This is a genomic window from Petralouisia sp. (assembly GCF_056822245.1).
In genome coordinates this window covers 61,302-84,389 of sequence record NZ_JBQIOP010000015.1, presented here as the reverse complement: position 1 = coordinate 84,389, position 23,088 = coordinate 61,302, and the positions used below count along the sequence as shown (strand labels likewise).

25 protein-coding genes and 2 tRNA genes are annotated in these 23,088 nt (G+C 46.3%); 23 read left to right on the top strand and 4 right to left on the bottom strand.

The window, feature by feature from the left end:
* Window positions 1-171: 171 nt before the first annotated feature.
* A tRNA-Trp gene (locus ACTO17_RS08000) sits at window positions 172-242 on the top strand.
* A 144-nt stretch (window positions 243-386) separates the two neighbouring features.
* Window positions 387-611: a hypothetical protein gene (locus ACTO17_RS07995; protein ID WP_172537068.1), complete on the top strand. Its 225-nt coding sequence runs from the start codon at window positions 387-389 to the stop codon at window positions 609-611.
* Window positions 612-677: 66 nt separating this feature from the next.
* Here ACTO17_RS07995 and ACTO17_RS07990 read toward each other — a convergent pair whose 3' ends face one another.
* Window positions 678-830 (bottom strand): hypothetical protein, encoded by a 153-nt coding sequence (locus ACTO17_RS07990; protein WP_172537069.1) that lies wholly within the window; start codon window positions 828-830, stop codon window positions 678-680.
* 121 nt (window positions 831-951) lie between these two features.
* On the opposite strand from ACTO17_RS07990, the gene ACTO17_RS07985 reads away from it, so the two are divergent.
* Window positions 952-1,761 carry an NYN domain-containing protein gene (locus ACTO17_RS07985; RefSeq protein WP_482557557.1) on the top strand — a complete coding sequence of 270 codons (810 nt, stop codon included), beginning with the start codon at window positions 952-954 and terminating at the stop codon, window positions 1,759-1,761.
* 55 nt (window positions 1,762-1,816) lie between these two features.
* Here the strand turns inward: ACTO17_RS07985 and ACTO17_RS07980 are convergent, their stop codons facing one another.
* Complete coding sequence (locus ACTO17_RS07980) at window positions 1,817-1,981, bottom strand: hypothetical protein (protein WP_172537071.1); 165 nt, start codon at window positions 1,979-1,981, stop codon at window positions 1,817-1,819.
* A gap of 203 nt (window positions 1,982-2,184) precedes the next feature.
* Here ACTO17_RS07980 and glf point away from each other — a divergent pair, with 203 nt between their 5' ends.
* The 11 genes from glf (at window position 2,185) to ACTO17_RS07925 (ending at window position 10,175) form a co-directional block, all read left to right on the top strand.
* A complete protein-coding gene (gene glf / locus ACTO17_RS07975) occupies window positions 2,185-3,294 on the top strand; it encodes a UDP-galactopyranose mutase (RefSeq protein ID WP_172537072.1) in 1,110 nt (369 codons plus the stop codon).
* A gap of 68 nt (window positions 3,295-3,362) precedes the next feature.
* On the top strand, window positions 3,363-3,887 hold the full coding sequence (locus tag ACTO17_RS07970) for an adenine phosphoribosyltransferase (protein ID WP_482557556.1): 525 nt from the start codon (window positions 3,363-3,365) through the stop codon (window positions 3,885-3,887).
* Window positions 3,888-3,897: 10 nt separating this feature from the next.
* Complete coding sequence (gene ispF, locus ACTO17_RS07965; protein ID WP_172537074.1) at window positions 3,898-4,440, top strand: 2-C-methyl-D-erythritol 2,4-cyclodiphosphate synthase; 543 nt, start codon at window positions 3,898-3,900, stop codon at window positions 4,438-4,440.
* Between the two features lie 3 nt (window positions 4,441-4,443).
* Window positions 4,444-5,529, top strand: coding sequence for a GNAT family N-acetyltransferase (locus tag ACTO17_RS07960; protein WP_482557555.1), 1,086 nt, complete (start codon window positions 4,444-4,446; stop codon window positions 5,527-5,529).
* A gap of 30 nt (window positions 5,530-5,559) precedes the next feature.
* Window positions 5,560-6,240, top strand: coding sequence for a serine O-acetyltransferase EpsC (gene epsC / locus ACTO17_RS07955; RefSeq protein ID WP_172537076.1), 681 nt, complete (start codon window positions 5,560-5,562; stop codon window positions 6,238-6,240).
* An 18-nt stretch (window positions 6,241-6,258) separates the two neighbouring features.
* A complete protein-coding gene (gene cysS / locus ACTO17_RS07950; RefSeq protein WP_482557554.1) occupies window positions 6,259-7,665 on the top strand; it encodes a cysteine--tRNA ligase in 1,407 nt (468 codons plus the stop codon).
* Window positions 7,650-8,165 carry a Mini-ribonuclease 3 gene (locus ACTO17_RS07945; protein WP_172537078.1) on the top strand — a complete coding sequence of 172 codons (516 nt, stop codon included), beginning with the start codon at window positions 7,650-7,652 and terminating at the stop codon, window positions 8,163-8,165. The genes cysS and ACTO17_RS07945 overlap by 16 nt, the downstream gene beginning before the upstream one ends.
* A complete protein-coding gene (gene rlmB / locus ACTO17_RS07940) occupies window positions 8,140-8,877 on the top strand; it encodes a 23S rRNA (guanosine(2251)-2'-O)-methyltransferase RlmB (RefSeq protein ID WP_172537079.1) in 738 nt (245 codons plus the stop codon). The genes ACTO17_RS07945 and rlmB overlap by 26 nt, the downstream gene beginning before the upstream one ends.
* A 163-nt stretch (window positions 8,878-9,040) precedes the next feature.
* Window positions 9,041-9,610, top strand: a complete 570-nt coding sequence (gene sigH, locus ACTO17_RS07935) for an RNA polymerase sporulation sigma factor SigH (protein WP_482557558.1) — start codon at window positions 9,041-9,043, stop codon at window positions 9,608-9,610.
* 76 nt (window positions 9,611-9,686) lie between these two features.
* Window positions 9,687-9,759 (top strand) — tRNA-Thr (locus tag ACTO17_RS07930).
* A gap of 227 nt (window positions 9,760-9,986) precedes the next feature.
* Window positions 9,987-10,175, top strand: a complete 189-nt coding sequence (locus ACTO17_RS07925) for a hypothetical protein (protein ID WP_482557553.1) — start codon at window positions 9,987-9,989, stop codon at window positions 10,173-10,175.
* A gap of 112 nt (window positions 10,176-10,287) precedes the next feature.
* On the opposite strand, the gene ACTO17_RS07920 is transcribed toward ACTO17_RS07925, so the two are convergent.
* Together ACTO17_RS07920 and ACTO17_RS07915 are read right to left on the bottom strand one after the other, a co-directional pair.
* On the bottom strand, window positions 10,288-12,453 hold the full coding sequence (locus tag ACTO17_RS07920) for a DUF2298 domain-containing protein (protein ID WP_482557552.1): 2,166 nt from the start codon (window positions 12,451-12,453) through the stop codon (window positions 10,288-10,290).
* A gap of 16 nt (window positions 12,454-12,469) precedes the next feature.
* Window positions 12,470-13,174, bottom strand: coding sequence for a glycosyltransferase family 2 protein (locus ACTO17_RS07915; protein WP_482557551.1), 705 nt, complete (start codon window positions 13,172-13,174; stop codon window positions 12,470-12,472).
* 195 nt (window positions 13,175-13,369) lie between these two features.
* On the opposite strand from ACTO17_RS07915, the gene ACTO17_RS07910 reads away from it, so the two are divergent.
* From ACTO17_RS07910 to nrdD, 9 genes are all read left to right on the top strand, one after another.
* Entirely contained in the window at window positions 13,370-14,272 is a 903-nt protein-coding gene (locus ACTO17_RS07910) for a S1 RNA-binding domain-containing protein (RefSeq protein WP_482557550.1), read from the top strand.
* Window positions 14,273-14,293: 21 nt separating this feature from the next.
* On the top strand, window positions 14,294-15,082 hold the full coding sequence (locus ACTO17_RS07905) for a lytic transglycosylase domain-containing protein (RefSeq protein ID WP_482557549.1): 789 nt from the start codon (window positions 14,294-14,296) through the stop codon (window positions 15,080-15,082).
* Window positions 15,082-15,516 carry a dUTP diphosphatase gene (locus ACTO17_RS07900; protein WP_172537086.1) on the top strand — a complete coding sequence of 145 codons (435 nt, stop codon included), beginning with the start codon at window positions 15,082-15,084 and terminating at the stop codon, window positions 15,514-15,516. The genes ACTO17_RS07905 and ACTO17_RS07900 overlap by 1 nt, the downstream gene beginning before the upstream one ends.
* Window positions 15,517-15,801: 285 nt before the next feature.
* On the top strand, window positions 15,802-16,914 hold the full coding sequence (locus tag ACTO17_RS07895) for an ABC transporter ATP-binding protein (protein WP_482557548.1): 1,113 nt from the start codon (window positions 15,802-15,804) through the stop codon (window positions 16,912-16,914).
* A gap of 85 nt (window positions 16,915-16,999) precedes the next feature.
* Window positions 17,000-18,106, top strand: a complete 1,107-nt coding sequence (locus tag ACTO17_RS07890; protein ID WP_482557547.1) for a PucR family transcriptional regulator — start codon at window positions 17,000-17,002, stop codon at window positions 18,104-18,106.
* A 12-nt stretch (window positions 18,107-18,118) separates the two neighbouring features.
* Window positions 18,119-18,583 carry an RrF2 family transcriptional regulator gene (locus ACTO17_RS07885; protein ID WP_482557546.1) on the top strand — a complete coding sequence of 155 codons (465 nt, stop codon included), beginning with the start codon at window positions 18,119-18,121 and terminating at the stop codon, window positions 18,581-18,583.
* Between the two features lie 105 nt (window positions 18,584-18,688).
* Window positions 18,689-19,591 carry a hypothetical protein gene (locus ACTO17_RS07880; protein ID WP_172535241.1) on the top strand — a complete coding sequence of 301 codons (903 nt, stop codon included), beginning with the start codon at window positions 18,689-18,691 and terminating at the stop codon, window positions 19,589-19,591.
* Window positions 19,592-19,593: 2 nt separating this feature from the next.
* Window positions 19,594-20,751: a ComEC/Rec2 family competence protein gene (locus ACTO17_RS07875; protein ID WP_482557545.1), complete on the top strand. Its 1,158-nt coding sequence runs from the start codon at window positions 19,594-19,596 to the stop codon at window positions 20,749-20,751.
* 200 nt (window positions 20,752-20,951) lie between these two features.
* Window positions 20,952-23,081: an anaerobic ribonucleoside-triphosphate reductase gene (gene nrdD / locus ACTO17_RS07870; protein WP_482557544.1), complete on the top strand. Its 2,130-nt coding sequence runs from the start codon at window positions 20,952-20,954 to the stop codon at window positions 23,079-23,081.
* Window positions 23,082-23,088: the final 7 nt, after the last annotated feature.

The window sequence follows — 23,088 nt, the reverse complement described above, 5'->3', positions numbered from 1 at the left end:
CAGAGATGGATGGAGCTGACTGTCACTAATCGGTCGAGGGCTTGACCAGGAAGAAGAAGGTGGATGGATTGTCTGGCTGTATGGATTTTTGAAGGTATATGGAACATATATTGACAATAGAGTAAGTTCCACGTATAATAAGTGTTACGTGGAATATGTTGTATATTTTATAGGGGAATCATACAGCGGCAGTATTGCGGTCTCCAAAACCGTTCACGGGGGTTCGAATCCCTCTTCCCCTGTTTTTGACAGAGCAGGTAATTCTGCTCTGTTTTTATATATTCAGCCGCGCAGAATATCACAGCATCTTCTAACTTTATGCATGAGAAAAAGAATCTGGCACATACTATTTCTGGCAAACTATTTTAAATGACAGGAGAAGAGATATGGTAGGTATAGAAACAGATTATTTAAAAGAAAAGGTAGAAAACAGGCTGCGGGAGGAACACCAGAATCGCAACAGACGAGAGGATTTGTATGAATTAGATCAGCAAATTACCGGACTTCATAATACTTTTGATTTGATAAGCAGTGCACAGGAAAAAGAACTGCGGCAGCCGGTTCAAGAAGCTATGGCAAAACTTGATAATTGTATGACCATTAAATCTTAAGGATACAGATGATTAATCCAGCCATGAAAGAAGCACAATTTTGTGTTCTGCATGGCTGGATTTGTCTCAGGATTCTCCTTCCGCTACAATTTCTTCCAGTACACGGATCAGATCCTGAAGGGTCTGCAGCCTGACGTTTCTTGCCAGAATGCAGTCTTTTAAATCTGTTGACAATGTTTCAAATTTGTCCCGTAGGCCGGGAGCGATATAAGATGCCATAACATCACCTCTCTGGTAGTATGGGAAAAAAGAGAGAAATTATTCTTTCTGGCCGGGAGTGGTTGTTTCTGCCAGCGGAAAGTATTATAATAGGAAAGAAAAAAGAAAAAGGAGGTATAAGATGGATGATGAAAAGAAGTATGCTCTATTAATTGATGCAGATAATGTTTCATCCAAATATATAGGGATTGTCACGAAAGAAGCACAGACATTGGGAAACGTAACAATCAGGCGGATTTACGGGGATTGGACTTCCAGTTCTAAGAATTCCTGGAAAGATTCCCTGCTGGAAAGTTCCCTGACCCCCATTCAGCAGTATAATTATACGGTAGGGAAGAATTCTTCAGATTCAGCAATGATTATTGACGCTATGGATGTGTTATATACTGGTAATGTGGACGGTTTTATTATTGTTTCTTCCGATAGTGATTTCACAAAGCTGGCCATGCGTTTGCGGGAATCAGGGAAACGTGTCATCGGTATGGGAGAAAGTAAAACGCCAACGCCCTTTGTAAGAGCCTGTGAACAGTTTAAGACGTTGGATGTTTTGTATAAAAATAATAATTCAGGAGCGAAGAATAACAGTCCGGAGCCGAAAAATAATATACAGGAGAAAACAAAAAAGCAATGCGGAAAAAATTCTGAACCAGAGAAGGCGCCTGTGAAGGACGCAGAACCTATCACAAATCTGAAATCCATCAAGTCAACGGTAATTTCCCTGCTGGATGAGAATTCAGATGAAGATGGCTGGATGTATCTGTCGGAGCTGGGAAATATGATTCAGAAAATGTATTCTGATTTTGACTGCCGGAATTATGGGTTTCATAAATTCGGTAAATTGATTGAATCTTTTCCAGAATTGCAAACAAGAAAAGATGATTCCAGTAACGGAATCACCAAGATTGTATTGGTGAAAAAGAAAGAAGATTAGAGACATGAGAATAACCGGCAGAGATGGTGCTGCCGGTTATACTTGTGATAAAAGGTTAACCTTCTGTCTGCTGTTTACGTACCAGGCGCCAGATGGTATCATGCATCCAGCCGACAGTATCGTTTAGTTTTTTATTTTCTTCTAAAAGAAGCTGATTTTCGTTTTGTAATTGTTCTAACAGTTCCATATTGTCGGATTTGATAATATTGTTAACTGCCATCTGAATCACCTCATCCACATTATACCAGAACAACGGCGGGTTGTGTGTTAAAATACTGGAAAGAAATGAAAGGATGACCGTAACATTTTCCGCATATTTTCCAGAAAAATCTCTTGTGTAAACCAACAGGTTATACTATACTGATATAGAAATCCGTAATACCGCATTTTTAGGAAATGGATATGACAGAAAGGTGAATTCCAATGAAACAGTATGATTTTTTGATTGTAGGCGCAGGACTGTTCGGCGCAGTATTTGCCCGGGAAGCCGGGAAAGCAGGAAAAAAATGTCTTGTGATAGATAAACGCAGCCATATTGCAGGAAATATTTATACAAAGGAAATCGAAGGCATTCAGGTGCATGAATACGGAGCGCATATATTCCACACTTCAAACAAAGAAGTATGGGATTATGTTAACCAGTTTGCAGAATTTAACCGATATACCAATGCGCCGGTGGCAAATTACCAGGGTGAAATTTACAATATGCCTTTTAATATGAACACCTTTCATAAACTGTGGGGAGTGGTTACGCCCCGGGAAGCCAGAGAGAAGATTGAGGAACAGAAACGGGAATATTCGGTGGAAAATCCCAGGAATTTGGAAGAGCAGGCGATTAATCTGGTAGGACCGGACGTATATACCCGACTGGTGAAAGGGTATACGGAGAAGCAATGGGGGAAACGCGCTTCAGAACTTCCGGCATTTATTATTAAGCGGCTTCCAGTACGGTTTACGTACGATAATAATTATTTTGACGATAATTATCAGGGAATTCCGATGGGCGGTTATACCGGGCTTGTGGAAAAACTGCTGAAAGGGACAGAGGTCAGACTGGAGTGCAATTTCCTGGAGAATCGGGAAAAATACCAGGAGCTTGCAGAGACGATTATATATACAGGAATGATTGATGAATACTTTAATCATTGTTTTGGAAATCTGGAATACCGTTCCCTCCGGTTTGAGACCGAGCTGTTGGAGGAAGAGAATTATCAGGGAAATGCAGTGGTGAATTATACGGAATATGAGGTTCCTTATACCAGGATCATTGAACACAAGCATTTTGAGTACGGCACTCAGCCCAAAACGGTGATTACCAGAGAATATCCCAGGGTATGGAATCCCGGAGATGAGCCATACTATCCTGTAAACGATGAAAAAAATATGGAGCTTTACGGAAAATACCAGGAACTTGCTGAAAAAGAAGGAAATGTGATTTTCGGCGGACGGCTGGGGCAGTATAAATATTACGATATGGATGATACCGTTGAAGCAGCGCTGGATTGTGTGAGAAAAGCTGTGGATGGCCGATAAGGCTGTGAAAAATACGCAGGAGCCATTGGAGTTTGGCAGTGGAACAAACAGATTGGAGGAGAACGATTATGAAAAAATTAGAAGATTATGTGAGAAGTATCCCTGATTTTCCGGAGCCTGGAATAATTTTCCGGGATGTTACCAGTATTCTGCAGGATGCAGACGGCCTGCACCTTGCCATCGACGGACTGATGGAAAGCCTGAAAGACATAGATTACGATGTGGTGGTTGGGCCGGAATCCCGGGGATTTATTTTTGGCGTACCAGTGGCTTATGAGGCCAGAAAATGTTTTGTACCGGTGCGCAAAAAGGGAAAACTGCCCTGTGAGACAATTTCAGCGGAATACGATCTGGAATACGGAAGCGCAGTGATTGAGATGCATAAAGATTCCATTCAGCCGGGCCAGAAAGTAGTGATTATAGACGATTTGATTGCCACCGGCGGAACCATAGAAGCTATCATCGGATTGATTGAGCAGTTAGGCGGACAGGTGGTAAAAATCTGTTTTGTCATGGAACTGGCGGGACTGAAGGGAAGAGAAAAGCTTTCTGATTATGAAGTGGAAAGCCTGATTACATATGAAGGAAAATAGAGGGATATTCATGAGAGTTGGGACAGGCTATGATGTACACAGGTTAACAGAGGGCAGAAAATTGATTTTGGGCGGTGTGGAGATTCCCCATACCATGGGCCTTATGGGTCATTCAGATGCGGATGTGGCAGTGCATGCCATTATGGACGCCCTGCTTGGGGCCGCAGCCCTTGGAGATATTGGAAAGCATTTCCCGGATACGGATGAGGCCTACCGGGGGATTTCCAGTCTGAAGCTGTTGGAGCAGGTGGGCAGACTTCTGGAGCAGGAGGGCTATCTGGTGGAGAATATTGACGCTACGATTGTTGCCCAGGAGCCGAAATTACGGCCATTTATTCCGCAGATGGAGAAAAATGTGGCCAGGACGCTTCATCTGTCGGAAAATCAGGTTAACATCAAAGCTACCACAGAAGAAGGTCTGGGATTTACCGGAAGCAGGCAGGGAATTGCGGCGCAGGCAGTCTGCTCCCTGACCGGGCTGTATGAGGCCAGTATGACAGCTTTTGACAGTGAAAGAAACTGCAGTGGCTGCGGCGGATGCGCCAAAGGATGATAAATGGAAGAGATACGGTATTTATTGCAGAAGGAAAAATACAGAACCAGGGATTTGTATGAACGTGCTTTTTCGGAAGATTCTGCAGAATTTGTGGATTATTACTATCAATGGAAAACCAGGGACAACCAGATTCTTGTGATGGAAGAGGAAGGCAGGATTCAGGTAATGCTGCATTTAAACCCCTATTCCCTCTTGATTTGGGGACATGGGCAGGAGGTTCCTTATATTGTGGCAGTCGCCACAGAGCCGGACTGCCAGAGGCAGGGAAAAATGAGACGCGTTATGGAGTTTGCCCTGCAGGATTTAGAGCGCAGGAGGATTCCCTTTGCTTTTCTTCTGCCGGCTGATCCCGCCTATTATCAAGGGCAGGGATTTGTGTTTTTTCCAGAGAATTCCGGGAAGAAAATCTGCGGGAATCAGGGACACAGCAGGCTGCAATGGTCCAAGGCCAGACCGGAGGATATTCCGGAGCTTGCGGAATTTTCCAATCATATTCTGAAGGAACAGTATCATATATTCATAAGACGGGAAGAAACTTATTATAAACGGCTGTTTGCAGAGCTTGAAACCGAACAGGGCGGAATCCTTCTGGGGAGGATGGCAGGAGCTCTGGAAGGGGCGCTGACATATGGAATGGAGCGGCCGGATCGGGCGGAAGTGAAAGAACTGCTTTTAAGGCCTGGCGTTTGGGACGGCAGAGCCGACTGTGCTGAGGAAATCTGCACAAACAGAAGAGATGCTTTGAAAGAACGCAGGGGCGGCAGAGCGGACAGCATTACAGAGACCTGCCGGATTGCTTTGCCGGGTTTAAAAATCAATACTGCCAGGTTCGACATGATGTTCCGCATTGCCAGTCTGAAAGATTTCGTTTCTCTGATGAAAAGCGAGGCAGAACGCTGTTATGAGATAGAAGTGAAAGATTCCGTGATTGGGTCAAATTGCGGATGCTACCGGATTGAGATAGGAAAAGACGGCGGCAGGATGCAGAGGATATCCAGGGAGCAGGTAAAGCAGGAACTTGATATTTCCAGTCTGGCCCGGCTGCTGGTAAGGGATATCCGGGTGCACCTGGGCGAGTGGGTATAGAAATGGAAGTTTGAAAGGAAATGACAGAGAATGGGATTTTGGAAGCATGTGAAGGAAGAGTTTGAAGTGATACAGGAGCGGGACCCGGCCATCAAATCTCCTTTTGAGGTGCTGCTGTATCCCAGTTTCCGCGTAATGCTCAGTTATCGGAAAGCCCACAGACTGTATTTAAAGGGGCATTATTTCCGGGCCAGGAGGATTTCGCAGAGAGCAGCCAGAAAAACAGGAATTGAAATCCATCCTGGAGCTGTCATTGGGAAAGGATTTTTTATCGATCACGGAAGCGGTGTGATTATCGGGGAAACAGCCATTATCGGCGATAACGTGACGCTTTATCAGGGAGTGACTTTAGGCGGCACCGGAAAAGAAACCGGAAAACGCCATCCCACCTTATGCGACAATGTGATGGTCAGCGCAGGAGCCAAGATTATCGGTTCTTTTACGGTAGGGGAAAACAGCAAAATCGGCGCAGGAAGCGTGGTGCTGAAGGAAGTTCCGCCCAACTGCACCGTAGTGGGAGTTCCGGGAAGAATTGTCAAACGCGACAATATCAAAGTGCCCCGGAGCGATATGGATCAGGTGCATCTGCCAGACCCGGTCATGGAAGACATTACCCTGCTGCAGCATGAAAATTCCGCCCTCTGCAACCGGATCATTGATTTGGAAAAGGAAGTGCGGAGACTGCAGAATGATGCGCAGGCACAGATATAAGCAAAAGCAGGAGGACATATGAAAGTATACAATACATTAAGCAGACAGAAAGAAGAATTTATTCCTTTAGAAGAGGGCAAGGTAAAAATGTATGTGTGCGGGCCTACCGTATATAATTTTATCCATATTGGCAATGCCAGGCCCATGATTGTATTTGATACAGTAAGACGCTATATGGAATACAGGGGATATGAAGTGAATTTTGTATCCAATTTTACAGATGTGGACGATAAAATTATAAAAAAAGCAATGGAAGAGGGTGTCACTGCCCAGGAAATTTCCAGACGGTATATTGAGGAATGCAAGAAAGACATGGCAGGATTGAATGTGAAGCCTGCCACCACCCATCCTCTGGCCACGGAGGAAATTGACGGAATGCTTGAGATGATTTCCGCGCTGATTGACAAAGGATATGCCTACCCTTCGGCAGACGGAACGGTGTATTTCCGTACCAGGAAATTCAAAGAATACGGCAAGCTGTCCCACAAGAACCTGGATGATCTGCAGGCGGGCCACAGGGATATTAAAGTCACCGGAGATGACAAGGAGGATTCTCTGGATTTTGTGCTGTGGAAGCCCAAAAAAGAGGGGGAGCCTTACTGGGAATCACCCTGGTGTCAGGGCCGCCCGGGATGGCATATTGAGTGTTCTGTCATGTCCCGCAAGTATCTCGGGGAAGAAATTGACATTCATGCAGGAGGCGAGGATCTGATTTTTCCCCACCATGAAAATGAAATTGCCCAGAGTGAAGCCTGCAATGGAAAAATCTTTGCCAGATATTGGATTCACAATGGTTTTTTAAATATTGACAACAAGAAAATGTCCAAATCTCTGGGGAATTTTTTTACAGTGCGGGAAATCAGTGAAAAATATGATTTGCAGGTATTGCGGTTCTTTATGCTGAGCGCTCATTACAGAAGCCCTCTGAATTTCAGCGCAGAGCTGATGGAATCGGCAAAGAACGGACTGGACAGAATCCGCAACGGAGCAAAGAATCTGAAGCATTTGTCCGGTAATGCCAAAACAGAGCAGATGACAGAAGAAGAAAAAACCATCTGGGAAGGCAGTCAGGGATTTGTCACAAAATTTGAGACGGCCATGGAGGATGATTTTAATACGGCAGACGGGATATCCGCAGTGTTTGAACTGGTAAAATACATCAATACCAACGTGAGCGGAGATTCCTCCAGAGAATTACTGGAACAGCTGTATCAGCGTTTGAATCTTCTCTGTGACATTCTGGGCATCATTCTGGAGCAGAAGGAGGAAATTCTGGACGAAGAGATCGAAAAATTGATTGCAGAGCGTCAGGCTGCCAGAAAAGAGAAAAATTTTGCCAGAGCGGACGAGATCCGGGAGGAGCTTCTGGGACGGGGAATTGTCCTGGAGGACACCAGAGAAGGGGTAAAATGGAAAAGGGCATAAATCAGTATTTTTTGGAAAAATTCGGCATGAAGCAGGCGGATATCAGAAGTTATTCCCCGCTGACGCTGGCATATATCGGAGACGGAATTTACGATCTGGTGATTCGCTCCATGATGGTGGCCAAAGGCAATGCCCATGTAAATGATCTGCACAGGCGGACCAGTAAACTGGTAAAAGCGCATGCCCAGTCAGAACTGATTGGGCTGCTTCAGCCGGAATTAACGGAGGAAGAGCTTGCGGTATACCGGAGAGGCCGAAATGCAAAGTCGTTTACCATGGCCAAAAATGCCACGGTGGCAGATTACCGGAGGGCCACAGGATTTGAAGCGCTGATGGGATATCTGTATCTGGAGGATCAGATGGATCGGATGATGGAACTGATTCTGACAGGGCTTAAAAAGCTGAAAGAAAAGGGCAAAAACACAGAAATTAAGGCAGCAGGGAATGAACAGATGATTGCAAAGAGGGACAGGGATGAGATACGAGGAATTAACGATTGAAGGAAGGAATGCGGTGCTTGAGGCGTTTCGTTCCGGCAAAACCATAGACAAGCTTTTTATACTGGACGGGTGTCAGGACGGGCCGGTGCGCTCCATTACCAGAGAAGCCAGAAAACATGACACCATCGTGAATTTTGTCACCAAAGAAAGGCTGGATCAGCTTTCAGAGACAAAGAAGCATCAGGGGGTCATTGCTTTTGCGGCAGCTTATGAATATGCTCAGGTGGAAGATATGCTTGCTGCGGCAGAAAAAAAAGGAGAGCCGCCTTTTTTGCTGCTTCTGGATAATATCGAAGATCCCCATAACCTGGGAGCGATTATCCGGACTGCCAATCTGGCAGGGGCCCACGGAGTCATTATTCCCAAGCGGCGGGCAGCGGGCCTTACTGCCACAGTGGCGAAAACCTCTGCCGGAGCCATCAATTACACTCCGGTGGCAAAAGTCTCCAATCTTTCCCATACAATCCGGGAATTGAAAAAGAAGGGCATGTGGTTTGTCTGCGCCGATATGGACGGCACCAGAATGTATGACCTGGATTTGAAGGGGCCCATCGGACTGGTGATCGGAAGCGAGGGAGAAGGGGTCAGCAAACTGGTGAAAGAAAACTGTGATTTTACAGCAGCCATTCCCATGGCCGGAGAAATTGATTCCCTGAATGCCTCCGTCGCCGCCGGCATCCTCTCCTACGAGATAGTGCGGCAACGTTTGTAACCAATTTGCAGGGCAAATTGATTACCTGCTTGCCCGCCATCGCGAAGCGATAGAAAATGCGGGCAATTCCCCTTGTAACCAATTTGCAGGGCAAATTGAGTATAAATATTTTGAGGAAGAACAGGTGCAAAGAGAGAGCGAATATCAGAATCAGACAGATGAAATGTTAATCGAAGCATTGCGGAACGGCCGGCCGGACATTACCGATTATATTATGGAAAAATACAAGTATCTGGTCCGCAGGCGCGCCAATGCCATGTTTTTGATTGGGGGAGACACCGATGATTTGATACAGGAGGGAATGATCGGATTGTTTAAGGCGATCCGGGATTATCGGAGGGAGAAGGACGCCTCTTTTTTTCATTTTGCCGATCTCTGTATCACCAGACAGATTTATCATGCGGTGGAAGCTTCCCAGAGAAAAAAGCATCAGCCCTTGAACGGCTATATTTCCCTGAGCGCCAGTGTGGGGGAGGAAGGTACGGATACGTTTCTGGATTTGCTGGAAACCTTTGAGAACGCCAATCCGGAACAGCTCTTAATTGACCGGGAAAATGTCAGGACAATTCATGAAAAAATGGCTCAGAGCCTCAGCGCACTGGAGCGGCAGGTCTTAGAGCTGTATCTGGAAGGAATGAATTACCGGCAGATTGCGGAGAATTTGGAGAAAGAGCCGAAGGCCATCGACAATGCCCTGCAGCGTATTCGAGGAAAATTTGCAAAAATTTTATAAAAAATATTGACAAGCCGGAAAGAATATAGTATATTAGACAAGTCGGTTGGGAAAACAACTGATGAGAAATAAAATTGCTGCTGTGGCTCAGTCGGTAGAGCGTCGCATTGGTAGTGCGGAGGTCACGGGTCCGATTCCCGTCAGCAGCTTTCAGAGATCTTGAGAGGTTACGATATCATTAACTTAAGGAATCTTTTACATTTTAGATTGTAAAAGGTTCTTTTTTGTATTTTTACTGTAATAACAGAAGCAGATCACGGATGTTTTTGCGAAATCTTTCATGATTCTTTGATAATTAATATAGGCTTTACACGCAAGCAGCTAATTGGTATAATGAAGTTACCATATAGACGGGCGGTAGAAAGTAGGTGATGATATGCCAAGTGCAGCAGATATAATAAAGGATTATGTTACAGAATTTTCCAGATTGCAAGATTGGATGGTTCCCATTAAAGAAACTAATCCAGAAACATACAATTCAATGTATAAAAGGTATATTGAGTTAAAAGTTACATTGTCAAGTTTGGGCGTCAATCTAACAGAGCTTGACAGGATCAAAGAATAACGATCAAATAATTTGCAACTAAGCAATCTAAGGTGTAAAGTCTTTATTGAATTATTAAGGGCTTTACACCTTTTTAATTTGCAAAATTACATGATCTGTCCAGGTGAAAAGCCTACGGCGACAGTCTGATAATTACGGTTTCATTGTCATACACAATTTCCCCAAGGCTGCGAAGCAGCGGTTCATTCAGGGCCGGATATTTTTCACGTTCCATCTGGCCGATGAATACATAGGATACCTGAAATTGGCTTAAAAGGCGGCGTACTTCTTTTTCCTCCCGGGAGGTGTAGATGACTTCGATTTGTCTGCTTTTTTCGTTCAAATCGCCGGTATCGTTCCGCCAGAGATGTTCGTGGGTATACCAGCCTAAAACGGTGGGCAGGCCGGTCATGGCGGATACCCGGCAATAGCTGCTGTAGCTGCTGCCGTTTGCCTCCAGCACCACCGGGGAGCCCTCGATATGCTCCAGAAGCCACCGGATGGCGGGGGCGTCCTCAGGATAACTGGTTTCCAGAAAAGCTGTGGCGTCCAGTCCCAGGTATCCGTTTCTGTGAAAGATATTGCCCTGCCACTGACGGATGGCGGTGGGAGTGTAGCCGGAAGTCAGAAGCAGGCAGAGCGTTCCAATGAGGCCGAATCCCTGCATCCATCTGCGGGAGTGATTTGACAGGAAGCGGATGAAAATAAATCCCATACAGAGGCCGAACAGGATAAAAGCCTGATAAGTCAGTTTGAACATGGTGTTGGATCGGGCGGCGGTTTTTTCATAAATATCCCGCAGATAAACCAGTTCCGGCATCAGAATCAGCCCTATGGCGCACAGGCACAAAACAGCGGTGAAAATATCCGCGGTATCCGTGGCTGAGAGCCATTGGAGGGGCCTGCATGTTCCCTGCTCCAGAGCCAGGGCGATCAGGTAAATAAGGACAGCCAGAACCGGAAAAGCCCAGAGAATGCAGAGCTGATACAGGGCAGAATGGTTCTGGGTCAGCCGGACGCCCTGAGCCATGCCGCTGTCAAAGGTCAATGTAAAAGGCAGAGAAACCAGGAAACTTAATAGAAGCGTTTCCGTCCACTGTCCTGCGCTGATCAGAATGCCCTGTTTCCAGCTTTGGGACCATTTCAGGTTGCCGAACAGGCAGACGCCGCAGATTACCACATAATAAATGGCAAAATCCCATGCATTGCTCCACTGGAAAATGCCAAGAAACAGGCCGCCCATCAGCAGCGGCAGCTGAAGCAGCCCATTCTTTTTTTCTTTATTTTCCTGTTTGAGCCATGCGTACAGAAGTCCGAGAACCGTCAGCACAAAATAAATATTGACCACATGGGCATGTAAATCTCCCTGGATAAAGGAGTAAGCCGGGAACTCATGGATAGTCTGATCCAGAGTTTCAGGATCATGCCCGATAAATCTGGTGGAGTTGGGAAACCAGTAGTCTGTTTCCCCAAACAGGGGCAGTATTTTTGCGTAAATTACATAATGCATGTTTCCGGACAGGGATACGGCAGTTCCTGCCAACCACCCAGCGCAGCAGGACAGAATTCTCCGGATTTTTAAGTTCAGCCTGTTTTTGGCATTGCGAAAATAGTCAGAAGCAGCCTGACGGATCAGGGAAAAAGGCAGAACAAAAGCCATAGCGGCAACCAGGGTGCGCATCAGGTTGTAGGTTACGGCAATTTGGGTACCGGTGAGTTTGGTGAGAAATACCGCATAATACTGGCCGCCGTAATAGTAATTGATGGGGGACTGGCTGTACCAGAGATCAGCAGCCGGTAAGGAGGGACTGCGCATCATAGCAGCCATAAATCCGAAATCCATGAATTTTTCTTCTCCGAATGCCTGAGGCCGGAAGCCTACGATGTAAGTCCACAGCAAAAATGCCAGAAACAGAATCAGCTCCTCCATAAAAATCAGTTTTTTTCCTTCTGCCGAAATGGGAGCAGTTTTGGGCCTCTGCAGGGCTGCGAACCCTAAGTTTGCGGCAATACATGCTAGACTGACCAAAAGGCAGGCGGCGGAGGTGAATTTCAGGATTTTTAACGTGACAAGCAGCCAGGTGGCATATCCGGATACAGCGATGGCAATCACTTTGGAAAACATCCAGCCTTTGTCCGAAAATCCGGAAAATAAGAGGCTGGTGACGGGCATGAAAGACCAGCCCAGAATCAGAACCATCAGCCACCAGAGAAAGAATGGGCCGCTGTCTTGCCGCAGCAAAAAGAAAGTCAGTCCGGCCAGTATGGCGGCAATGGGGATATTTATGTATTGTTTCATTATGGAAGCTCCCTTCTTAAAACGTATTTCTAAGACGCCAGAACTGGAAAAAGGCCCGGGAGCCGATGAGAAGTATTTTTTTCAGATTAATAGAATTGCTTCCATTTTGCCGCTCCAGAAATGTAATGGGGTAATAATGCACGCCCCGGTTCTGTTTTGTATAAATTACAGTAATTAATACATTGGACAGGAAAAAATTCTCAGGCACTTTGGTCAGAACCTTTTTCAGCTCGCTGCACTGCATCAGGCGGTAAGGCGTGTTGGCATCTCTGATGGGAATTCTGAATATAATAAGCAGAACCATTTGTAAGACCCATGTGACGAATATCCGGGAGAGCCCGTCCATACGTTTCACGCGGGAACCGATGAGCAGTCCGCATTTTCTGCGGTTTTTCCAGAATATGGGAAATTCTGAGGGAAGAGTCTGTCCGTCGGAATCAGTCTGGAACACATAGTCTGCGCCTTTTGAAACGGCGTAGCGGTAACCATGCAGAACTGCCGGGCCGTGGCCCTGGTTTTCCTTGGTGAGAACAATGAGTCTTGGGTATGTTTTTTTTAAATTCCGCGCAATCGTAAGAGTGCGGTCACGGCTTCCGTCGTCAATCACCACAAGCCGGCTGTCCGGGCTGATGCGTTCTGCAACCGGATGCCATTGGGCAATGACGTTATGTATATTTTCTTCCTCATTATATGCAGGCATAATAATGAAAAGCTTATCCATAAATACCTCCTGATACGGGGAGCGTATGTTTTAGTATGTTTCGGCATATTACGCTGTAATTTTCAAACATTTCCATTATACCATTTATTTACTGGGAAATAAAGAGAATATTTTTCTGGTAATTTTCCGTTTTTTCTGTTAAAATATATATAATTATGCAGTACAAGCGATATATGGAGAGAAGGAGAATTGAAGATGGCAGAGTCAATGGAAGATTACAAAGAAGAATTGGAGGCGTCTTTCCGCAAAATTAAGGAAGGAGACATTATTTCCGGAACCGTGATTGGAGTCAGCGAGGAAGAGGTGGCGCTTGATTTAAAATACTACGCCCAGGGGATTATTAAGGTGGAGGATTTGAGCAATGATCCTGGCTTTCAGGTTCTGGAAGAAGTACATCCGGGAGATGTGATAGAGGCCACAGTGGTGAAAATGGATGACGGAGAAGGGAATATCCAGTTGTCTAAGAAAGAAGCAAATGATATTCTTGCATGGGAGAAGCTGCATGCCTGTCTGGAGGAAGGCACAGAGCTGTCTGTGAAAGTAGCGGGCATTGTGCCCAGCGGCGTTGTGGCGTATGTAGAGGGAATCCGCGGATTTATTCCGGCCTCCCAGCTTGCGCTTTCCTATGTGGAGGCCACCGAAGAATGGCTGGGGAGAGAAGTGAAGGTAAGGGTAATCACTGTAGATGAATCCAAGAAGAAGCTGGTTCTGTCCGCCAAAGTCATTTTGAAGGAACAGCAGTTAGAGGAGCACAACCGCAGGATTGCAAGGATGGTTCCGGGAACGGTGATGGAAGGCGTAGTGGAATCATTAATGCCTTACGGGGCTTTTGTGGATCTGGGAGACGGCATCAGCGGACTGATCCATATTTCACAGATTTCCCAGAAGCGGATCGGCAAGCCTTCTGAGGTGCTGAGCGTGGGGCAGCAGGTGAAGGTGAAGGTTCTGAATACCAATGATAATAAGGTAAGCCTCAGCATGAAGGCTTTGGAAGAAGAGATGGTGGATGTGGACAAACCAAAAGAGGTGGAAGAATACATTTCCCATGAGAGCGCTTCTACGAATTTGGGAGATCTGCTTTCCAAGATTAAATTATAAGACAGAAGGGAGTCACAGCCAATGATAGTAAACAGAATTCAAGGTACGGATGCAGCAGGTACACAGGCAGCAGCTTCCGTAACAGGGCAGGGAGGAGATTTTTCTTCCTATTTACAGACGACAGCTTCCCTGGATGAAATATTTGAACAGGCAGCCCAGACTTATAATGTTCCGAAGAATCTGATCAAAGCTATCGCCAAAGCGGAATCTGATTTTCGGCCGGATGCTACCTCCAAGGCCGGAGCCCAGGGCATTATGCAGCTGATGCCGGCTACCGCAAGGGAATTAGGCGTTACAGATTCTTATGATCCCTATCAGAATATTATGGGCGGTACCAAATATATCAGCCAGATGCTTCAGAAGTATGACGGCGATATCAGCCTTGCGCTGGCCGCTTATAATGCAGGCAGCAACAATGTGGCAAAATACGGCGGAATTCCGCCTTTTAAAGAGACGCAGAATTATGTGGTGAAGGTGACACAGTATATGAATGAGGGAGTTTCATCTCCCAATGCCTCTTATACAGTCAGCGGCAGCGCAGGCAGTGCAGGAACGTCAGCCGGCGGCAATGTTGCAGCGGCTACGGTGGAGGAAGCGGAAGAGAGTTATTACGAGAATATTTTAGAACAGCTTTTTTCTTACGAGGATTACCTCAGGTTTATTGACCTGTATACCAAGATTCTGGAAGCGCAGCAGAAAGAGGAGGAACAGGAGCGTCAGCAGCAGGAGGAGCAGTCGGATTCCTACCGCGCGTATCAGGATCTGAAGTTCAGTCCTTCCGCAATCAGCCTGCTGGGAGGCAGAATCTGATGGAAACCATTAAGATTAAATATTTTGATTCCGAAATGGAAAAGCTTACATACATAGAAGGAAAGTCAGACTGGATTGACCTGCGGGCAAGCGAGACGGTGGAACTGAAGCAGGGGGAGTTCAGGCTGATTCCTCTGGGAGTTGCCATGGAGCTTCCGGCAGGGTATGAAGCCCATGTGGCGCCCAGAAGCTCCACCTTTAAGAATTACGGAATCCTTCAGACGAACAGTCTGGGCATTATTGACGGAAGTTACTGTGGAGATCAGGATATGTGGCGGATGCCGGTATATGCCACCCGGGATACGGTGATACATAAGGGAGACAGAATCTGTCAGTTTCGGATTGTGGAGAATCAGCCGGCAGTTGTGTTTGAGGAAGTAGAGTGTTTGGAGAATCAGAACCGGGGAGGCTTCGGCACTACCGGGGTAAGATAATAAACCTTCATGATGCACAGCCTGCCGTGCGACAGGCCGCATGGCCATCCATGCTGTGGAAGCCAAGGGCTTTCATTACAATTCGTCAAGTTGTATAAAAAAAATAAATTATTTCGTTAATATGACGAAGAAATATTACGGGCCTGCCCTTTCCTGTCAGAAGTGACAAGAAAGGGCAGTTCTTTTTGTGTACTTGGGGCATGGCATTTCCTCCGGAAGTCTGGTAGTATACTTGATATAAAGAAATTCTGCTGAGGCAGAGCATAATACAGGAGGAAATTAAAAATGGCAAGTTTATCATTGAAGAACATTTGTAAGAAATATCCCAACGGATTTGAAGCGGTAAAAGATTTTAACCTTGAAATCGAGGACAAAGAATTCATTATTTTCGTAGGACCTTCAGGATGCGGTAAATCCACAACGCTCCGTATGGTAGCTGGTTTGGAAGAGATTTCCTCCGGTGAGCTCTCCATCGACGGAAGAATCGTGAACGATGTAGAACCCAAGGACAGAGATATTGCGATGGTATTCCAGAACTACGCTCTGTATCCTCATATGACTGTATTTGACAATATGGCATTTGGTTTGAAGTTAAGAAAAGTTCCTAAGGAAGAAATCAAGCAGAAAGTGGAAGAAGCTGCAAGAATCCTTGACCTGGAGAAATTATTAGACCGTAAGCCCAAGGCTTTATCCGGTGGACAGAGACAGCGTGTTGCTATGGGACGTGCAATTGTCCGTGAACCGAAGGTATTCCTGATGGACGAACCGTTATCCAACCTGGATGCAAAGCTTCGTGTACAGATGCGTGCTGAGATCGCTTCTCTGCATCAGAGACTTGGCGCAACTATTATCTATGTAACACATGACCAGACAGAGGCTATGACACTGGGAACCAGAATCGTTGTATTGAAAGACGGAATTATCATGCAGGTAGATTCTCCCCAGAAATTATACAATGAGCCTAACAACTTATTCGTAGCAGGATTTATCGGATCACCTCAGATGAACTTCCTGGATGCAGTGTGCAGAATCGAAGGCGATAAGGTGTCCCTGAAAGTGGGAGAGAACAGCATTGTGCTTCCGCCTGCAAAAGCAAAGAAACTCATTGACGGCCGTTATAACGGCAAGACAGTTGTAATCGGTATCCGTCCTGAGGATGTGGACGACGCTCCTGCAGCTCTTGAGGCTCATAAGGACAGCGTTTTCAACACCAAGGTTACCGGATATGAATTACTTGGTTCTGAAGTATTACTGTACTATACCGTGAACGGAACCAGCATGACTGCAAAGGTATCCTCCAGTACACCGGCTCGTCTGGGCGATTCCATCAAGCTGGCTATGGACATCAATGCAATGCATGTATTTGATAAAGAAACTGAATTGACAATTACTCACTAATTCGGTAATATAATTTCATAACACAAAAGTCCGGAAGCGACGCAGTCATGTGTTGCTTCCGTTTTTCATATTACGGAGAATAAATATGCTATCAAATCATAGGTTACAGGTGACATTAGAAGAAATCAAAGAGATCTCCAGAATCGATCTGGCGCTTTACAGCGATAAGGGAAATTTACTGGCGTCCACGTATTCCATGGAAGAAGAGATGGGAGACGCCATTCGTTTTTTTGCGGATTCCATGGCAGAAAGCCAGATGTTGTCCGGCTCCCATTTTTTTAAGATTTTAATTGAAAATGAACTGGAATATATCCTGCTTGCCAAGGCAGGCGGAGAAGAAGCCTATATGATAGGGCGGCTGGCCGCATGCCAGATCCGCAGCATGGTCAGCGCTTTTCGGGAGCAGTTTGATCGGAACAGCTTTATGCAGAACGTAGTTCTGGGAAATATGCTTGTGGTGGACATGTATAATAAGGCCAAAAAGCTTCATATTGAAGCCGCTCAGCGGGTGGTATTTGTGATAGAGGTATCCGGCAAGAAAGACGGAGTGGTAATGGAAACCGTGAAGAACCTGTTTGCTTCTTCCACGGTGGATTTCATTACGGAAGTAGACGAGAAATCTGTGATTCTGGTAAAGGATGTCAGGGAAATTCCAACAGAAGCGGGCCTTGCAAATCTGGCGGAGGTAATTGTGGATAATCTTCAGACAGAGGCAATGGTGAAGGTGCGGGTAGGCTACGGCAACCGGGTGGAGATGCTGCAGGATATCGCCCGTTCTTATCAGGAAGCCAGAATGGCCCTGGAGGTGGGCAGCATTTTCTATGTGGAAGCCAATACCATTTCCTATGCAAATCTGGGGATTGGACGCTTAATTTATCAGATTCCCATCAGTTTGTGCGAGATGTTTCTGCAGGAGGTCTTTGGGGAGAAAATACCGGAGATGTTTGACGAGGAAACTACAATCACCATTAACAAATTCTTTGAAAACAATCTGAATATTTCGGAAACGGCAAGGCAGTTATATGTGCACAGAAATACGCTGGTATATCGTCTGGAGCGGATTGAGAAAGCCCTGGGCCTGGATATCCGGACCTTTGAGGACGCCATGCTGTTTAAGATTGCTTTAATGGTAATTTCCAATATGAATTACCAGAAAGGCGCCAGAGAGAAGGAAAAAGAAGAGAAGGAATAGAGGGCAGAAGCAATGAAAGTTTCTACGAAGGGCCGGTATGCCCTGCGCCTGATGCTGGATTTGGCATTGGAGGAAAATCAGATCGTCAGGCTGAAGGATGCGGCCGGCCGTCAGGAAATTTCCATGAAGTATCTGGAGCAGATTATTTCTGTTTTCCAGAAATGCGGATATGTGAAAAGTCTGAGAGGGCCGGGCGGCGGTTATACGCTGGCAAAGAAGCCGGAGGAGTATACCGTAGGAATGATCTTGCGCCAGATTGAGGGGAGCCTTGCTCCTGTGGCCTGCCTGGAGGAAGAAAATTCCTGCAGCCGCAGCGGGGAATGCGTGACGCTGCGGTTCTGGAAGATGCTTTCTGACGCCGTCAGCCAGGTGGTGGATCAGGTAACCCTTGCGGATTTGGTGGAATGGGAGAAGGAACAGAAAAGAAGGACAGCGGGCAGTACGGATGCCCAGGAAGGATGTCCTTTACAACAGTAAAATGTCTTTTTGCACCCAGATTAGCGGAAAAATTAAGGAAACAGGAAAAATTACCGATACAAATAACAGGTACTATTTCAAAGGAATGCAGAAAGGGGAAGAGACATGAAAATTGGAAATGCAGCAGAGCAGGAGACAATTGTAAAAAACAATTATGGAAAGGATCGTCTGGAGAACGGCGCAGACAAGGAAAAGCAGGAAAAGAATCAAAAAAAGAGCATTGACGCCTCCGGATTAAATCTGTGCCAGGACAGCATTGCGGAGAAGAAGAAAAAAGCCATGCAGGACGCTATGGATTTTATAAAACAGCAGTTTGAATCAGATTCACATGTGGATGAAGCGCTGGAGGAATGCCGGGGACAGATTGAGGAAGGCAAAGAGCAGGCACTGGCAGCTTCCAAGGAGCTGAAATCAATTCAGGAGCAGAAGGAGCAGCTGAAGGAGGAATATCCGGACGGCGGCGAAGATTATGACGCTTATATGAAAGAGCTGAATGAAATGGAATCCTGCTGGAGGAAAGAAATGGCGAAGGGCCAGTCTTTGGTTGCGGATTCTACCAGCGCCATTAAGGCGATGAAGCAGGAGGCTTTAAAGCATCACGGAATGACAGACGCCTTCAAGGCTGCCGAGGAGACAATGAAGGCTGCAAGCGATGAAATGATAGGAATGCTGATGAATGAGGCCAAAGACACCGTGGACAAGGAACTGGAAGAGACGGTGGAGCAGGCTGAGGAGGCCAAAGAGGAACAGGCAGAGCAGGAAGAAGATATGAAAGAGGCTCAGGTAGAGCAGGAGAAGAAGGTTAAGGAGCTGGAGGAAGAGCTGGAGAAGCGCAGAAGAGCCAGGGAAAGCCGTCCCACGCCTCCCTCTGCCAAGGAACATGCCGCTCTGATGCAGGATCTTCAGAACAGGCAAAAGGAGATTATCGGCGCTACGCAGCAGATATTGGAAGAGGCGACCTTGCTGCCGGAAGAAATTAAAGGAATTATGGTTGATCTGAATATTTAATTATGAGAAACAGGAAGAGAAGAATATGGCCCGGCATTCTGCTGATACTGTCTCTGGTCTGGCTTGGAGCCGCAGGCTGCGGCAATTTTGGAGACAGACAGGCAGATTCCGGCCAGGGAAACACGGAACTTAACGGGGAAACACTGGAGGTACATTTCATAGATGTGGGACAGGGTGACGCCACACTGATTAAGCAGGGAGATCATGCCATGCTGATTGACGCCGGAGATAATGATAAGGGAACGGCGCTGCAGTCTTATTTGCAGCACCAGGGAGTGGAGCATCTGGATTATGCCGTGGGCACCCATCCGGATTCGGATCATATAGGCGGTCTGGATGTGGTGCTGTATAAGTTTTCCTGGGATCAGGTTATTATGCCTGATTTAGAGAAGGATACGAAAACATATCAGGATGTACTTCGGGTCATTCGGGATAAAGGAACCGAGATTACATATCCCAAAGCCGGAGCCGTCTATTCTCTGGGAAGTGCGGAATTTACAGTTATTGCGCCTGTGAAGGAAGATTACGGCGATAACTGGAATGATTATTCTGTGGGAATTTCCCTGCAGTTCGGCAAAAACCGCTTTGTGTTTACCGGAGACGCGGAAGAGGACGCAGAACAGGACATGCTTGCCCAGGGAATTGATTTGTCTGCCGATGTGCTGAAAGCCGCCCATCACGGCAGCGATACGGCAAATACCATGGAATTTCTGGAAGAAGTGAACCCCAGGGCAGTGGTGATAAGCTGCGGAGAGGGAAACAGCTACGGGCATCCCAGGGCGGGAGCTATGAACAACTTCCGCAGTATCGGGGCAGAAGTGTACCGGACGGATGAACAGGGAACCATCGTGGCAGTTTCAGATGGAGAGACAATTACCTGGAACTGTTCTTCCAGTGAGAGCTGGAAGGCAGGAGAGCCAAAGGGCAGCTCTGTCCGGGAAGAAGAGCCGGAAGAAGCTGCAGAACTGCAGCCCGGAGAGTCTGACCTGGGGCAGGGGCCGGAGACTTATGTTATCAATACCAATACCGGAAAGTTTCATAAGGATACCTGCAGCAGCGTGGAGCAGATGCAGGAAGAGAATAAAGAATACAGCAGCCTGAGCGTACAGGATTTAAAAGCCCGGGGATATGAGCCCTGCGGCAGATGCTTTGCACAGTAAGAAAAAGAACATCCCAGACAGAAGAAAGATTTTTCTGCCGGGGTGTTCTTTTCTGCCGCTTAACAGAACCCCTTGACTTACTCATCATGTCGTGGTAAGATATAGTCCAAAACACAAGATATAGTATAAAAAGTGAGAAATTTCAGAAAAGTTCACAAGATATATCTATATATTTGAAAATTAAACCAGGAGGGAACAGCATGGAAAAAACCTTTAAAGTCGTTAAAAAAGATGGGACGAAAGAGGACTTTAACGTACAGAAAGTTGTAGTTGCAGTCAATAAGTCAGCTTACCGGGCATTGATCACCTTTACGGAAGAAGAGTTAAAGTTTATCTGCCAGTTTGTAGAGGAAAAAGTAGAATCCATGGGGATTGAAGAAGTGAAAATCGCCCAGATGCACAACATTGTGGAAGGCGCCCTGGAGAAAGTGAATCCGGTGGTGGCCAAAAGCTACCGGGATTACCGGAACTACAAACAGGATTTTGTGCAGATGCTGGATGAGGTGTACAAAAAGAGCCAGTCCATTATGTACATAGGGGATAAGGAGAATTCCAATACGGACAGCGCCCTTGTTTCCACCAAAAGAAGCCTGATTTTCAACCAGTTAAATAAAGAATTGTATCAGAAATTCTTCATGACTACAGAAGAAATCCAGGCCTGCCGGGACGGCTATATTTACGTCCATGACATGTCTGCAAGGCGGGACACTATGAACTGCTGTTTGTTTGATGTGGAAAACGTGCTGCGGGGCGGATTTGAAATGGGAAATCTCTGGTACAATGAGCCAAAGACGCTGGATGTGGCTTTTGACGTAATCGGGGATATTGTGTTAAGCGCTGCAAGTCAGCAGTACGGCGGATTTACGGTGCCCAGCGTGGAGAAAATTCTGGAGCCCTATGCAGAGAAATCCTACCAAAAATACAAGAATCATTACTGCAGTCTGGGGCTTAGCCAGGAGCGGGCAGAAGAAGAAACCATGAAGGCAATTGCCCGGGACTTGGAACAGGGGGTTCAGGGCTGGGAATATAAATTTAATTCCGTATCTTCCAGCAGAGGAGATTATCCCTTTATCACCATGACATTCGGAACAGGCACAGGGAAATTTGCAAAGATGACTTCCATTGCCATGCTGAATGTGAGAAAAAAAGGACAGGGAAAAGAAGGCTGCAAAAAACCGGTGCTGTTTCCCAAACTGGTGTTTCTTTACGATGAAAATCTCCACGGCCCGGGAAAGGAACTGGAGGACGTATTTGAAACGGGAATTGAGTGCTCCAGGAAAACCATGTATCCCGACTGGTTAAGCCTGACAGGCAAAGGGTATATTTCCAGTATGTACAAGCAGTACGGCGAAATTATCAGTCCTATGGGGTGCAGGGCCTTTTTGTCTCCCTGGTATGTGAAAGGAGGCATGAATCCTGCGGATGAGACGGATCATCCTGTATTTGTGGGACGGTTTAATATTGGGGTGGTCAGCCTTCATCTGCCCATGATTCTGGCAAAATCCAGACAGGAAAGCAGGGACTTTTATGAAGTGCTGGATTATTATCTGGAGCTGATCCGCCAGCTTCATATCCGCACCTATGCATATCTGGGAGAAATGCGGGCAAGCACCAATCCCCTTGCCTACTGTGAAGGCGGATTTTACGGCGGACATCTGGGGATTCATGACAAGATTAAACCGCTGTTAAAGACGGCGACAGCGTCTTTCGGCATTACGGCGTTTAACGAGCTGCAGCAGTTATACAATGGAAAATCCCTGGTGGAGGACGGACAGTTTGCCATTGAGGTATTGGAACATATCAATGAGAAAATTACAGAATACAAGAAAGCGGACGGGAATCTGTATGCCATTTATGCCACTCCTGCGGAAAATCTCTGCGGACTGCAGGTGAAACAGTTCCGGAAGAAATATGGCATTGTGGAAAATGTGTCTGACAGGGAGTATGTCAGCAACGGTTTCCACTGCCATGTGACAGAGGATATTACTCCCATTCAGAAACAGGATTTGGAATACCGGTTCTGGGAGCTGAGCAACGGCGGGAAGATTCAATATGTAAAATATCCCATTGATTATAATAAAGAAGCAGTGAAAACTCTGGTGAGGCGCGCCATGGACATGGGCTTTTATGAAGGGGTGAATTTGTCCCTGGCTTACTGTGACGACTGCGGCCATCAGGAGCTGGAGATGGATGTGTGCCCTGAATGCGGCAGCCGTAATCTGACAAAAATTGAGCGGATGAACGGTTACCTGTCCTATTCCAGAGTCAAAGGAGACACTAGACTAAATGATGCGAAAATGGCAGAAATTAAAGAACGCAGAAGCATGTAAGGAGGCA

Excerpts from the sequence above, each read along its gene's own strand:
- ACTO17_RS07995 (WP_172537068.1), top strand. The coding sequence starts at position 387 with ATGGTAGGTATAGAAACAGATTATTTAAAAGAAAAGGTAGAAAACAGG.
- ACTO17_RS07990 (WP_172537069.1), bottom strand. The coding sequence starts at position 830 with ATGGCATCTTATATCGCTCCCGGCCTACGGGACAAATTTGAAACATTG.
- ACTO17_RS07985 (WP_482557557.1), top strand. The coding sequence starts at position 952 with ATGGATGATGAAAAGAAGTATGCTCTATTAATTGATGCAGATAATGTT.
- ACTO17_RS07980 (WP_172537071.1), bottom strand. The coding sequence starts at position 1,981 with ATGGCAGTTAACAATATTATCAAATCCGACAATATGGAACTGTTAGAA.
- glf (WP_172537072.1), top strand. The coding sequence starts at position 2,185 with ATGAAACAGTATGATTTTTTGATTGTAGGCGCAGGACTGTTCGGCGCA.
- ACTO17_RS07970 (WP_482557556.1), top strand. The coding sequence starts at position 3,363 with ATGAAAAAATTAGAAGATTATGTGAGAAGTATCCCTGATTTTCCGGAG.
- ispF (WP_172537074.1), top strand. The coding sequence starts at position 3,898 with ATGAGAGTTGGGACAGGCTATGATGTACACAGGTTAACAGAGGGCAGA.
- ACTO17_RS07960 (WP_482557555.1), top strand. The coding sequence starts at position 4,444 with ATGGAAGAGATACGGTATTTATTGCAGAAGGAAAAATACAGAACCAGG.
- epsC (WP_172537076.1), top strand. The coding sequence starts at position 5,560 with ATGGGATTTTGGAAGCATGTGAAGGAAGAGTTTGAAGTGATACAGGAG.
- cysS (WP_482557554.1), top strand. The coding sequence starts at position 6,259 with ATGAAAGTATACAATACATTAAGCAGACAGAAAGAAGAATTTATTCCT.
- ACTO17_RS07945 (WP_172537078.1), top strand. The coding sequence starts at position 7,650 with ATGGAAAAGGGCATAAATCAGTATTTTTTGGAAAAATTCGGCATGAAG.
- rlmB (WP_172537079.1), top strand. The coding sequence starts at position 8,140 with ATGAGATACGAGGAATTAACGATTGAAGGAAGGAATGCGGTGCTTGAG.
- sigH (WP_482557558.1), top strand. The coding sequence starts at position 9,041 with ATGTTAATCGAAGCATTGCGGAACGGCCGGCCGGACATTACCGATTAT.
- ACTO17_RS07925 (WP_482557553.1), top strand. The coding sequence starts at position 9,987 with ATGCCAAGTGCAGCAGATATAATAAAGGATTATGTTACAGAATTTTCC.
- ACTO17_RS07920 (WP_482557552.1), bottom strand. The coding sequence starts at position 12,453 with ATGAAACAATACATAAATATCCCCATTGCCGCCATACTGGCCGGACTG.
- ACTO17_RS07915 (WP_482557551.1), bottom strand. The coding sequence starts at position 13,174 with ATGGATAAGCTTTTCATTATTATGCCTGCATATAATGAGGAAGAAAAT.
- ACTO17_RS07910 (WP_482557550.1), top strand. The coding sequence starts at position 13,370 with ATGGCAGAGTCAATGGAAGATTACAAAGAAGAATTGGAGGCGTCTTTC.
- ACTO17_RS07905 (WP_482557549.1), top strand. The coding sequence starts at position 14,294 with ATGATAGTAAACAGAATTCAAGGTACGGATGCAGCAGGTACACAGGCA.
- ACTO17_RS07900 (WP_172537086.1), top strand. The coding sequence starts at position 15,082 with ATGGAAACCATTAAGATTAAATATTTTGATTCCGAAATGGAAAAGCTT.
- ACTO17_RS07895 (WP_482557548.1), top strand. The coding sequence starts at position 15,802 with ATGGCAAGTTTATCATTGAAGAACATTTGTAAGAAATATCCCAACGGA.
- ACTO17_RS07890 (WP_482557547.1), top strand. The coding sequence starts at position 17,000 with ATGCTATCAAATCATAGGTTACAGGTGACATTAGAAGAAATCAAAGAG.
- ACTO17_RS07885 (WP_482557546.1), top strand. The coding sequence starts at position 18,119 with ATGAAAGTTTCTACGAAGGGCCGGTATGCCCTGCGCCTGATGCTGGAT.
- ACTO17_RS07880 (WP_172535241.1), top strand. The coding sequence starts at position 18,689 with ATGAAAATTGGAAATGCAGCAGAGCAGGAGACAATTGTAAAAAACAAT.
- ACTO17_RS07875 (WP_482557545.1), top strand. The coding sequence starts at position 19,594 with ATGAGAAACAGGAAGAGAAGAATATGGCCCGGCATTCTGCTGATACTG.
- nrdD (WP_482557544.1), top strand. The coding sequence starts at position 20,952 with ATGGAAAAAACCTTTAAAGTCGTTAAAAAAGATGGGACGAAAGAGGAC.